Here is a 12,239-nt window from a genome sequence, read left to right as displayed (position 1 = left end):
TCGAAAGTTCGGGAGGAAAAAATGCCCAAAATTTTTATTGTGGAAGATGATAAAACAATTGTTAAAATGTTGACTAATGTCTTAAAAAGTGAATTTCAGGTCTATTCTGTTTTAAATTTTCGGGCAGTTAAGCAGGAAATATTGGAAGCAGATCCGGACTTAGTACTGATGGATATCGGTTTACCATTTTATAACGGTTTTTATTGGACAACAGAGTTACGCAAAGTTTCACAAATTCCGATTATTTTTATCTCGTCTATGAGTGATGATATGAACCAAGTAACAGCTATGAATCAAGGGGCTGATGATTTTGTAACAAAACCTTTTTCCTTGGATATCTTACAGGCTAAAATTAAGGCATTGCTGCGTCGTTCTTATAACTTTTCTGGTCCTGAGAAATTAGAATTTGCTGGCTTCATTTTATCTGACAACATGGTAAAATCAGGAGAAAGTCAGATTGATCTCACACCTTCCGAAAACAAGATTCTGAGTGTTCTTTTTAGGGCCAATGGAGCTGTTGTAAGCAAGGAAGCCATTCTCCAAGAGCTATGGCAAACAGATGAGTTTATCGATAGTAATACATTAAATGTAAAAATGACACGTTTACGTAAAAAACTGGCAGAAATTGGATTTGCACATTTGGTAACGAAGCGAGGTGTAGGCTATGCCTTGGAGTAAAATAAAACGCTTTTTACAGACAAAAATTGCCCAAATCGGTGTGTTTCTGGTGATGCTTTTTATCTTTGTGAGTAACTTTTTACTCTGGCACCTTCCGATTGAATCTCTCATCAATGCAACTATCCTTGCTTTGATTGTCTTTGTGATTTACTTGGTTTCTTCATATTTTAGATGGGCGAATAGAGAAGCAATCTTATGCGATTTGAAACATGAGCTTTGGGATTTGGAAGAGAATCTACGAGCAAAAGAAAAGCACATTAAGGAAACAGAAGATATTATCAAGGTTTGGTCTCACCAAATGAAAATACCTTTGGCAGCGATTGATTTAATGGCACAAACAGAGATAAATCCGATTGAATTAAAAAATCAAACTTTCGCTTTGGATAATTATTTGAAGATGTTATTGGAATACCAACGAATATCTAATATTTCAACAGATTTTCATTTTGAAAAATTTTCTGTTGCCCAGCTTTTGCGAGAACTACTTAAAAAATACAGTAGCTTCTTCATTCAGAAGAATTTATCCGTCACTATTTCAGGGGATTGGGAAATTACCACAGATCGCAAATGGTTTAGTTTGGCAATAGAGCAATTACTCAATAATGCTATAAAATATACAGATGAAGGCAGTTTAACAATTAGTATCGAAGAAGATAAAATTGTGTTAAGCGATACAGGAATAGGGATTTTACCCGAAGATTTGCCACGAATATTTGAGCATGGTTTTACAGGCTATAATGGTCGCGGACATTATAAAGCGTCTGGTCTAGGACTGTACTTAACAAAACTTATTTTAGATCGTCTTGACTTTAGTATTAAGATAAGCTCGGAGTTAGGCGTAGGAACATCCGTTGAGGTGGAAAAAAATGAATAATAAACTGGTGCTGCTTGCACAACATCAAAAATTTGAAACCGAACGTTTAATTTTTAGAAAAGTGGAACTTGCGGATAAAGAAGACCTTTTCGAATACGCGAGCGATCCAGAAGTTGCACGCTATGTTTCATTTCCTGTGCACAAAGATTTAGCTATGACAGAGGAAAGCATTGTAGACTACTTTATTCCACAGCGTTTATTTTGCTGGGCGATAGTGGACAAGCGGAGCCAAAAAATGATTGGTACCATTGATTTAAGGCTAGACGGAGATCAAGCTATATTTGGCTGGGTACTTAACCGTAACTTTTGGGGAAGAGGGCTAATGCCAGAGGCTGCAGCTTCGCTCAGGGATCTAGCTTTTAACGTGCTTGATGTAAAGGTGATTATTGCAGAACATGATGCAGAGAATCCAAAATCAGGACGTGTAATGGAAAAGATAGGGATGCGAAAAATGGGCCAAGTTTATACATACATGGCAAAAGTGGAACATTCAGTCCTGTGTGACTATTGGACATTGACGAAAGAGGAATATTTAAAAGCTAAAAACTGAAAAACCACCTGTGCGCAGTGGTTTTTTTGTTAGCGGATTAAGAAAAACAATACAATATTGTACTGCTTGACTTGTGCTATAATAGAAGATAAATCGTAGAGAAGAAAGTTTGAATCACAATGAAACTCGAAACAAAGGCAAAATCACTCACAGGTAAACTTACTGTTCCTGGGGATAAATCAATTTCTCACCGCTCCATAATGTTTGGGGCGATTTCACATGGTCAAACGAAGGTAAACCGTATTTTACGTGCTGAGGATGTTACAGCTACGATACAGGCTTTCCAATCCTTGGGTGTCAAAATTGACGATAAGGATGGGGTAATCTATATTCAGGGCCAAGGTTTTGAGGGCTTAAAGCCTGCGAATAAGCCCTTAGACATGGGAAATTCAGGGACATCAATGCGTTTAATGTCGGGGATTCTCGCTGGTTTAGAATTTGAAACAAAATTGATTGGTGACGCTTCACTTTCTCGTCGTCCGATGGATCGGGTTGCGGACCCATTAAAATTAATGGGTGCAAAAATATCTGGTCAAGGAGAAGCTTGCTTACCGCCTTTAAAGATACAAGGAGGACATCTTCAGGCTATTAACTATCAGCTGCCTGTAGCCTCTGCACAAGTGAAGTCAGCTTTGATTTTTGCCGCACTCCAAACAAAGAGCAATCAAGTATCAGAAATTGTGGAAAAAGAGTTGACACGAAACCATACCGAAGAAATGCTTCAGCAGTTTGGTGGAAAACTTACAGTATCGGGAAAGCGTATCCGAATAAGAGGGGGACAAAAGTTAGAAGGTCGAGAAGTTACAGTGCCTGGAGATATCTCCTCAGCAGCTTTTTGGATTGTTGCTGCTTTAATCATTCCGGGAAGCAATGTTGAGCTGCAAAATGTCGGTATCAATGTCACACGAACAGGAATACTTGATGTTGTGACAGCTATGGGTGGAAAAGTTGAAATTTATAATCAAACTGCAATAGCTGCTACGCTCAAGATTCGTTATAGTACATTAAAATCAACCCGAATATCGGGGGATTTGATTCCAAGATTGATTGATGAACTGCCGATTATTGCTCTTTTGGCTACACAAGCTGAGGGCGAAACGGTTATTGCAGATGCGGAAGAACTCCGTGTCAAGGAAACGGACCGCATCTCAGTAGTATCGGATATCTTAAAAGCGATGGGAGCTGAAGTTACCCCCACAGCGGATGGGATGAGGATTAGAGGAAAGACAAACCTTCACGCGCCTCATAAGGTCATTGATACGCACGGAGACCATCGTATCGGTATGATGACAGCAATTGCAGCGCTTCTTGTACACGAAGGAGAAGTTGTTTTAGAAGGAAGTCAAGCCATTAAAACAAGTTATCCAACTTTCTTTGATGATCTGAAAGATTTACTTGGAACAAACAAGGAGGAAGGACAATGGCAGTAGTGTTGATTGGGTTTATGGGCGCAGGAAAATCGACGATCGTAAGGGCTCTTGATCAGGAAAATTTTATTGACCTTGATCAAGCCATTGAACAAGAGATTAGAATGCCCATTTTGCAATTTTTTCAGGATTATGGTGAAGCTAAATTTCGACAAATTGAAAGAGAAACACTTGAAGCAGCCGTACTTTCAGGATTTAACGTTGCTACTGGGGGAGGAATTGTTCAACTTGCAGAAAATCGTGATTGTTTGAAAAAGCTGAAAAATGTTGTCTATCTCAAGGCGGATTTTGAAACGCTCTACGAACGTATTCTTTCCGACCAAAAGAATAAGCGCCCATTGGCTTTGAAACCAATGCAAGCCGTAGAGCAATTGTTTATACAGCGCGAAAAATTCTACGAGGAAGTAGCGGATATTATCATTGAAACTAAGGGTAAAAAACCAGAAGAAATAATTAAAGAAATTCAGGAATTAAAATGAAAATCTATTTTGTAAGACATGGTAAAACACAATGGAACCTTGAAAAAAGACTCCAAGGGCAAAAAGGCGACTCGCCTCTTTTGCCGGAATCCTATGAGGCAATAGCTCGGGTAAATGAAAGACTGGGACAAATGGTGCAATTTGATAAAGTCATTTCTAGTCCACAACCGCGAGCAGTGACGACCGCAAAATTGTTAACTGCTTTGCCTGTAAATACAGATATTCGTCTTTCTGAATGGAACTTTGGTCAGTTGGAAGGACAACTGGTTGCAGATGCACTCTTGAAGTACCCAGATGAAATGTTTGCTTCTCGTAATGAATTGCAAAATTTTGATGGGCGCCATTTTGGAGCCGAAACAGTTGCTAATGTTTTAGCACGTTTTGATAGTTTAGCAAGTGACCTCAAAAATCAGGAGGCTGAAAATATTTTATTGGTCGGTCATGGTGCCTCAGGTACAGCTGGGATGCGACACTTAGCTGGCTTTCCGGTACAAGAGCTACGTACAGCTGGGGGCTTATCTAATAATAGTGTGACGGTTTTAGAAACGAATGGCCAAAGTTTTGAGATGACGCACTGGAATAAAGTGTTATGACGGAAAAAATATATTTTACCGGAACAATTGAAGCTATTTTTTTTAGTAATCCCAGTAATTTTTATAAAGTACTTTTACTAGAAGTAGATGATACCAATAGTGATTATGAAGATTACGAAATTGTTGTGACCGGAACAATTGGAGAGTTAATAGAAGGCGATAGCTATACTTTCTATGGCAAGCTCACCACACACCCTAAATATGGGGAACAACTTCAAGTTGAAACTTATGAAAAAGCTGTGCCGACCAGTGCTGCGGGACTAATCAAATACTTTTCTTCTGATAAATTTCCTGGGATTGGTAAAAAGACTGCAGAAAGAATAGTGGCTCTTTTTCCTGACGAAACAGTTGATAGTATCTTAAGTAAGCCAGAAGAATTGGATGACATTCTTCCCTTAGCAAAGAAAAATTCCTTTATTAAAAGACTGCGTGACAACCATGGCGTGGAAAAGATTTTATCGAAGCTTGCAGAATATGGTATTCCCAGCAAGCTTCAATTTCAAATTCATGAGCTTTATAAAGATCAAACTTTAGAGATTATTGCTAAAAACCCTTACCAATTGGTTGAAGATATCAAAGGTATTGGCTTTAAAACAGCGGATCAAATCGCTCAAGAATTGGGTATTGCGGCCGATAGTAGCGACCGTTTTAGAGCAGGATTGATGCATATAGTGAAAACACAACCTTTAGTTACGGGTGATACCTATATTGAAGCGCGTGACCTTTTGCAGCAAACGATTCAACTTTTGGAAGAAGCACGTCAGATAGAAGTTAATCCAGAAATTGTGGCTGAAGAAATCAACCATCTTCTTGAAGATGGTAAAATGCAACAAGAAGAAACTAAAATATTTGAAAATTCTCTTTATTTTGCGGAACAAGGCATTAGTGAATATCTCCAAAAACTTATTGGACGCAGTGCGCAATCTTTTTCAGATGAGAAGATATTGAAAAATATTGAACAAGTTGAAACTAAGCTAGGTATTCAATACGATAAGTTGCAGAAAGAAGCTATTTTTCAGGCCTTAAACAGTCAGTTCTTTATTTTAACTGGTGGACCAGGAACAGGTAAAACTACGATTATCAATGGTTTTATCGAAACTTATGCACAGCTTCACGATATTGATTTAGATCCTGGGCATTATCATGATGATGTCTTTCCCATTCTTCTTGCTGCACCCACAGGCAGAGCAAGTCGCCGTATGAATGAACTCACTGGTTTACCAGCAGCAACACTTCATCGCCATTTAGGCTTAAATACGGATGAAGCGATAGATATGGAAAGCAATGATTTGGCAGGTTCTCTCCTGATTGTAGATGAATTTTCAATGGTAGACACATGGCTGGCAAATAAACTTTTACAAGCTATTCCACCGTCGATGAAGGTCCTCTTTGTAGGGGATGCTGACCAATTGCCATCAGTTGGGCCTGGGCAAGTCTTTGCAGATTTACTTAAGCTTCCCGATGTACCTTCAGTCAGATTAGATAAAATTTTCCGCCAAGGCGCAGAATCAACGATTATTGATCTTGCTCATGAGATTAAGGAAGGACATTTGCCTCAAGACTTTACAAGTCGTCATCCTGATCGTTCCTATTTTGAAGCTGGAACAGGACAAGTTGCTAATCTCGTGACACAAGTGGCAACTGCGTGGAAAAAAAGAGGAAATAATCCTTTCGAATTACAGATTCTAGCCCCTATGTATAAAGGTGTAGCTGGTATAAACACCTTAAATGGTTTGTTGCAAGAATTGTTCAATCCTCTTGAGCAGCGTCAGGAGTTTAATTATCAGGATATCCATTTTCGAGAGGAGGATAAAGTTCTCCATCTGGTCAATGATGCAGAAAATAATGTTTTTAATGGTGACTTAGGGAAAATTGTTGAACTTATCCCAGCAAAACACACAGAAAGTAAGCAAGATGAAATTGTAATGGATTTTGATGGCCAGGAAGTCTGCTATCCTCGAGCAGAGTGGTATAAAATAACTTTGGCTTACGCAATGTCTATTCATAAATCACAAGGGAGTGAATTCTCAACAGTTGTGGTTCCGATGGTTTCATCTTACTCCAGAATGCTTGAGCGCAACCTTTTGTATACAGCGATTACGCGAGCTAGACAAAGTTTGATTCTTATTGGGGAGCAAAAGGCTTTCGCACAAGCTGTGCAAAAGGAAAGTGCCAACCGGAAAACTTACTTGAAGGAGCGATTCTCTGGTAAATCAGAGTCTATCGAAAAAGTGAAGAATACTTTGGAAGAGTCCAAGAGCAAGGTATCTGGACGAGTCAATCAGCCCCAAGCGAAGGAAATTTCGCTTTTTCCTGAAGAAAATCTCGCATTAACCTCATATGAGAACAATCCTTTTTTAACAACAGATTTAGTTAATTCTGGATCTTTTGACCCGTTGATTGGGTTAACAGAAGAAGATTTTGCGATTTTTAAATAAAAAAAGACGGATTTAAACCCGTCTTTTTTATTTTCACTTTTAGCCTTAGAAAGTTATATCATCAAAATCAGTGAGTTCATTTTGGAGTTTTTGAGTTAATACCGTGTAAGCAACAGCATATTTTTTAGGATAAGCATCACTTACAGATAATTCGTTTGCCTTTTCTAATGCAGAGAATAAACCTTCAGTCATATTGACATTATTTAATATGCATAAGGCCAAATCATGCACGCGTTGTTCTTTTGAAAGACTCATAGTATTAGGCCCCCTTTCCATAAATTTGAGTAAATAATTACGAACGATAAGCTTACCAATATTATAACATGGGAACAGTTAAGAAAAGATAAAGTTGCTTTGAATTTTAATGTATTGTAAGATTTTGGTTGAAAGATAAATTTTTTATTATGTAGATGAATATTTTAATATTTTAAACATCGCTATTATGAGAGGCAAACTACAAATTATTTTGCTATAATGAAGTTCTTCAAAGATGAGACACTTGCTAGACAAGAGCAGGTGTCTTTTTTAATATTTTAAACTTTATATTTCATGAGGAAATAACAGCATGACTTGATGATATAATAAATAAGGCAAAATAACACAATACATAGCACAAATTTTTTAATACTTTGAATTAGACCACACCTTGCCAGTGTGGTTTTTATCTTTAACCAATCAGGAAATTAATGCATATCAGTGTTATTGTCGCTTCCTATTCAGTTCGTAGAATTTTTGGAATTCTAAACTTGAAGTATAATTAGTTCCTTCATTTAGTTTACAGTGATAAAATAAAACTATAAATCGTATCCAGTTCGGTTTATAGTTTCACATATTTGCCAATGCATGGCCAAAGAGCTCCTCTTCCCAGAGAGCTTTTTTGTGTGGGAAGTAAAAAGTGCTAAACCCTATAAAAAGTACGAAAAATAAAAAGAAGCATATAACCAGTGGTTATATGCTTCTCATGAACTATTGTTATGTTAATAGTTCAAATTGGAAGGTGACGTTTAAAGTATTTGCGCGTTTTCCATTTGAAACGTGCAGTTTCTACGCCCTCAGTCATTGCGACATAATCGTCTGCTAAGGTAACAACCCAACTTTCTTTATAGCGTGGTGGCGCAATTGTGGCACCCCACATATGTTTGACAATACAATCATATTCAAGATCTGAAAGAGTAGTAATTTTTGCCGCATTACGTGCAGCAATGCGAGGATGAACATAGGCATGACTTTTGTTGAATTTAGTGTCGCGCCAATCGTAGTAGAAAAGGTCATGTAAAAGACCCGCACGGGCTGCAGATTTTGCATTCCAGCCCATCTTTTTACAAACTAAATAGCTCACATAACTTACTTTAATCGAATGAATCAAACGTGTCGAAGTATAGTGATGTGTGATTTCATCAAGTTGTTTCAATTCCGGCATTTCAAGAAAGTGACCAACATAACTCATAAACTCGGCATCTGTCAACCATGGATTTTCATCTAATTTCATATTCATATTATAGCACCATTCTATAAAATGTAAATAGCAATATGCAAATTGACACAAGAAAAAAGAAAAATATTTCAATTTTCTTTTGACAAACAGTTGCTAAAAAGCTAAAAATCCTGTATAATTTATAGGTATTACAAAAATTTGGAGGAAATAATGGCTAATATCAAATCTGCAATCAAACGCGCTGAATTGAACGTTGTTGCTAACGAACGCAACTCACAACAAAAATCTGCAATGCGTACTGCAATCAAAAAATTTGAAACTGCACCAAGCGAAGACACATTCAAAGCTGCAAGCTCTGCAATCGACAAAGCTGCATCAAAAGGTCTTATCCACGCTAACAAAGCTTCACGTGACAAATCACGTTTGGCAGCTAAATTGGGCTAATTCTTAATTGCAAAAAAATATTCCTGTCTGCTGATAGGATTTTTTTTTACTCTAAAAACATAAAAGAAGTTTGGATAAAGCCTATGTTAGAACTTAAACAAGTAAGATAAATGTTATAATAATATTATTAACAACCTTGTATTTATACGTAGCGTGACAGGGATTCGGCAGCGACTAAGAAAGGAGAGGAAAGTAGAAAAGTTAAAAATGATTTTCCTGCTTATTTCCGATACCAAATAATGACAGATTCTATAAAAGTAGATTTTAAAAAGACTGAAAAAGAGTTTTATTTTCCTAAAAAAATTGAAGTAATTACTGTACCTGAGATGACTTATCTGACTGTCTCTGGGCAGGGTGCACCAGCAGATGCAGTTTTCCAAGAGGCGATAGCATCACTTTACCCTATAGCATATGCTATTTCGATGTCCTACAAAAGAGAAGACATAGTCATTCCTCATTTTTACCGTTTTGTTGTGCCCCCCTTGGAGGGTTTGTGGACAAGTAAGACAGTTCCAGAAGCCAATGAACCACTGCGTAAAGAAGAACTGATTTGGAAAATAATGATTCGGATGCCAGAATTTGTAACCGAGGAGGTAGTTGAGTGGGCGAAAAAAGAGACAGCATTAAAGAAAAAACAAGATTTTTCTCAAGTGAAACATGAAAAGATTAAAGACGGTCTTTGTATTCAAACCATGCACAAGGGGAGTTTTGACGATGAAGCTGAAACTTTTTCCTTGATGGCGAAATTTGCTGCAGAAGAGGGTTATGAACTTATCCACAAAGATTTCCATCATCGCGAGATTTATCTTAGCGACTTTCGTAAAACCTCCCCAGAAAAGTTAAAAACCGTATTGCGCCAATATGTGCAAATTAAAACGAAAGAGAAGGAAGAACAATGAAAAAAACGGATTGGAGTGCACCTTTAAGGGAAAGATTACCTCAGGAATACTTTTCAGAACTTGTTGATTTTATCAATGACGTTTATTCTCAAGGCAATGTTTATCCACCTGAGGATAAAATATTTCGAGCGATTGAATTGACCGCCTTAGCTGATGTCAAAGTTATACTGGTGGGGCAGGACCCCTATCCACAGCCGGGCAAAGCTCAGGGACTTAGTTTTTCCTACCCAGCTTCCTTCGTGGTAAATCGACCAGACTCTATTGTCAATATTCAGAAAGAACTTAAAAGCGAGGGTTTTGATAAGGAGGATTCAGATTTAACACATTGGGCTGAGCAAGGGGTCTTATTGCTCAATGCTGTGCTTACTGTCCCCGAAATGAAGTCCAATGCCCATAAGGGGAAAATATGGGAAGCCTTGACTGATGAGATAATAAAAATTGCTTCGGATGATGACCGCCCAAAAGTCTTTCTCTTGTGGGGCGGTGATGCACGGAAGAAAGCTAAGCTGATTGATTCTTCTAAGCATTTGGTACTTGAGTCCGCACACCCCTCACCTCTTTCTGCTTCGCGGGGGTTCTTTGGCTCACAGCCCTTTTCGAAAGCTAATAGCTTTTTGGAAAAGACAGGACAAAAAGGGATAGATTGGTCAAAATAAGAAAATTATGAAGAAAGAACCTCAAACTAGGACTCAAGTCTGATGACAGCTTTGTAATTTTTTGGTAAAATAGTCTTAAAGGTATATTAGAAAAGGAGATACTATGGAAAATCCATTTATAAATAATAATAGAACTCAAGTATCGCTGAACCAATTTTTTGCTCGCATTTATGGGATTGTCGGGATTGGGGTTGCTGTTTCAGCACTCACATCTTTTTTAACAATAAATTTCTTCTGGGAAGCAACTCAGAATTTTGTTAATCGTGCAGGTTTTGCAATGATTATCCTCTTATTCTTGCCACTGCTTCTCGTCTTCCCTATGCAAAACGCAGCTATGAAAAATAAACCCACAGCATTGCCAATGTTTGTTGGTTTCTCAGTTTTAATGGGTTTCATTATGAGTTTTACAATTGCAGCCTATACGGCTTCTGATGTAACTTTGGCTTTTGTCTCAACTGCTGGAATGTTCTTTGGGCTTTCAGTTTACGGACGTACAACCAAACGTGATTTGACAGGTATGGGACGTGCCATGATGGGAATGCTGATTGGCTTAATCATTGCAGGTATCATTAATATCTTCTTAAGAAGTCCAATGGTTGTCTTCGTTTCATCAATCATTAGTGTTTTAGTTTTCAGTGGGCTGATTGCTTGGGATAATCAAAAAATTGAACAAGTTTACCGTCAAAATAACGGAAATGTAAATAATGGCTGGGCGATTAGCATGGCGCTATCTCTCTATCTTGATTTTGTCAACCTTTTCCTCTCACTCTTAAGAATCTTCGGATTTATGGGAAGTAGTCGTGATTAATAAAAAAACTTCATCATTTGATGAAGTTTTTTGTTTTTGGATTAAGTGACTACTTTAAAAAGAGCTCTTCCAATTTACGGGCAACTCCGTCTTCGTCATTTGTCCAAGGAAGGATTTTACTCGCATGAGGTGTGAGACGAGTGGAGGCATTTTTCATAGCATAGGCTTCTTCAGCATATTTAAACATTTCGATGTCGTTATGCTCATCACCAAATGCTATGAGGTTTTCTTTTGGAATTTCGAGAACACGGAGAAGATGCTTGAGTCCAGAAGCTTTGCTGACACCTTTGGGGACAATTTCTAAAACACCATTGGGGCCACCCCAGCCACTCACGCTAACTTTCCCGTTATAATGATCCTGAATTTGCTTGGCGAGTCGGAATTTGTCTTTTACTCGTGTGGAAAGAAGGACTGCATGAGGATTGTCATCTAGCCGATCCGCCCGCAAACGATTGTAGGGATGAAACTGTTCAACACCAAAGAGTTTAGGCTCAACGTTTCGGAAGTTATTGAGGAAAAATTTTCGACGATATTCAACCGCAAAAAACTCTAAATCGAAATTTTGCTGATGACGTAAAAAGTCAAAAACAAATGAACGATCAATGTAGTGACCTTTTGTATACTCCCAATTACGATTATCTGGCTTGGAAATCAAAGCACCATTGAAGTTGATCATCGGACTTTTAAGTTCGAGTTCGCGATAAATATCCACAGCCATACGGAAAGGACGGCCCGTGGAGATGCAGATGATATGGCCCTGCTCTTCAATACGTTTAAAAATATATTTTGTATAGCGACTGATTGTACGCCCGTCGCTATGAAGCGTTGTGCCGTCAAGATCAATGGCGATCAATTTTCTATCTTGGTTTTCCATACTTAATCCTTTAAAATATTTCTTATTTTTTATTATACCAGAAAAGCAGTAAAGCTGCTTTTGGTCTAGGTTATTTTTAAGAAA

14 protein-coding genes are annotated in these 12,239 nt (G+C 37.9%); 11 read left to right on the top strand and 3 right to left on the bottom strand.

All coding sequences use genetic code 11. The features are described from left to right. Positions 1-21 precede the first annotated feature (21 nt). The 7 genes from VNN39_RS01280 (at position 22) to VNN39_RS01250 (ending at position 7,039) form a co-directional block, all read left to right on the top strand. Positions 22-678, top strand: coding sequence for a response regulator transcription factor (locus tag VNN39_RS01280; protein WP_026063776.1), 657 nt, complete (start codon positions 22-24; stop codon positions 676-678). Beyond that, a complete protein-coding gene (locus VNN39_RS01275; protein WP_096368596.1) occupies positions 665-1,552 on the top strand; it encodes a sensor histidine kinase in 888 nt (295 codons plus the stop codon). Before VNN39_RS01280 ends, VNN39_RS01275 begins: the two co-directional genes overlap by 14 nt. Then, positions 1,545-2,102 carry a GNAT family N-acetyltransferase gene (locus VNN39_RS01270; RefSeq protein ID WP_165711391.1) on the top strand — a complete coding sequence of 186 codons (558 nt, stop codon included), beginning with the start codon at positions 1,545-1,547 and terminating at the stop codon, positions 2,100-2,102. Before VNN39_RS01275 ends, VNN39_RS01270 begins: the two co-directional genes overlap by 8 nt. A 119-nt stretch (positions 2,103-2,221) precedes the next feature. Then, complete coding sequence (gene aroA, locus VNN39_RS01265; RefSeq protein ID WP_339007159.1) at positions 2,222-3,532, top strand: 3-phosphoshikimate 1-carboxyvinyltransferase; 1,311 nt, start codon at positions 2,222-2,224, stop codon at positions 3,530-3,532. Next, positions 3,523-4,008 carry a shikimate kinase gene (locus tag VNN39_RS01260; protein WP_096368593.1) on the top strand — a complete coding sequence of 162 codons (486 nt, stop codon included), beginning with the start codon at positions 3,523-3,525 and terminating at the stop codon, positions 4,006-4,008. The genes aroA and VNN39_RS01260 overlap by 10 nt, the downstream gene beginning before the upstream one ends. Further along, a complete protein-coding gene (locus VNN39_RS01255) occupies positions 4,005-4,601 on the top strand; it encodes a histidine phosphatase family protein (RefSeq protein ID WP_165711388.1) in 597 nt (198 codons plus the stop codon). Before VNN39_RS01260 ends, VNN39_RS01255 begins: the two co-directional genes overlap by 4 nt. Continuing rightward, positions 4,598-7,039, top strand: a complete 2,442-nt coding sequence (locus VNN39_RS01250) for an ATP-dependent RecD-like DNA helicase (RefSeq protein ID WP_339007157.1) — start codon at positions 4,598-4,600, stop codon at positions 7,037-7,039. The genes VNN39_RS01255 and VNN39_RS01250 overlap by 4 nt, the downstream gene beginning before the upstream one ends. Before the next feature lie 45 nt (positions 7,040-7,084). On the opposite strand, the gene VNN39_RS01245 is transcribed toward VNN39_RS01250, so the two are convergent. Together VNN39_RS01245 and VNN39_RS01240 are read right to left on the bottom strand one after the other, a co-directional pair. Continuing rightward, positions 7,085-7,294 carry a hypothetical protein gene (locus tag VNN39_RS01245; RefSeq protein ID WP_017368895.1) on the bottom strand — a complete coding sequence of 70 codons (210 nt, stop codon included), beginning with the start codon at positions 7,292-7,294 and terminating at the stop codon, positions 7,085-7,087. A gap of 730 nt (positions 7,295-8,024) precedes the next feature. After that, positions 8,025-8,534 carry an HD domain-containing protein gene (locus VNN39_RS01240; protein ID WP_017368896.1) on the bottom strand — a complete coding sequence of 170 codons (510 nt, stop codon included), beginning with the start codon at positions 8,532-8,534 and terminating at the stop codon, positions 8,025-8,027. Positions 8,535-8,684: 150 nt separating this feature from the next. Here VNN39_RS01240 and rpsT point away from each other — a divergent pair, with 150 nt between their 5' ends. From rpsT to VNN39_RS01220, 4 genes are all read left to right on the top strand, one after another. Further along, positions 8,685-8,918, top strand: a complete 234-nt coding sequence (gene rpsT / locus VNN39_RS01235) for a 30S ribosomal protein S20 (RefSeq protein ID WP_004259004.1) — start codon at positions 8,685-8,687, stop codon at positions 8,916-8,918. Positions 8,919-9,157: 239 nt separating this feature from the next. Next, positions 9,158-9,817, top strand: coding sequence for a GyrI-like domain-containing protein (locus VNN39_RS01230; protein WP_252175626.1), 660 nt, complete (start codon positions 9,158-9,160; stop codon positions 9,815-9,817). Continuing rightward, positions 9,814-10,473 (top strand): uracil-DNA glycosylase, encoded by a 660-nt coding sequence (locus tag VNN39_RS01225; protein WP_338997719.1) that lies wholly within the window; start codon positions 9,814-9,816, stop codon positions 10,471-10,473. The genes VNN39_RS01230 and VNN39_RS01225 overlap by 4 nt, the downstream gene beginning before the upstream one ends. 103 nt (positions 10,474-10,576) lie before the next feature. Continuing rightward, entirely contained in the window at positions 10,577-11,281 is a 705-nt protein-coding gene (locus VNN39_RS01220) for a Bax inhibitor-1 family protein (protein ID WP_165711385.1), read from the top strand. A gap of 49 nt (positions 11,282-11,330) precedes the next feature. Here VNN39_RS01220 and VNN39_RS01215 read toward each other — a convergent pair whose 3' ends face one another. Next, on the bottom strand, positions 11,331-12,155 hold the full coding sequence (locus tag VNN39_RS01215) for an HAD family hydrolase (protein ID WP_213495453.1): 825 nt from the start codon (positions 12,153-12,155) through the stop codon (positions 11,331-11,333). Between the last annotated feature and the right edge of the window lie 84 nt (positions 12,156-12,239).

The sequence above is a fragment of the Lactococcus formosensis genome (genome assembly GCF_037892375.1).
Taxonomy (GTDB): Bacteria; Bacillota; Bacilli; order Lactobacillales; family Streptococcaceae; genus Lactococcus; species Lactococcus formosensis.
This window is presented reverse-complemented; position numbering and strand designations above follow the sequence as displayed.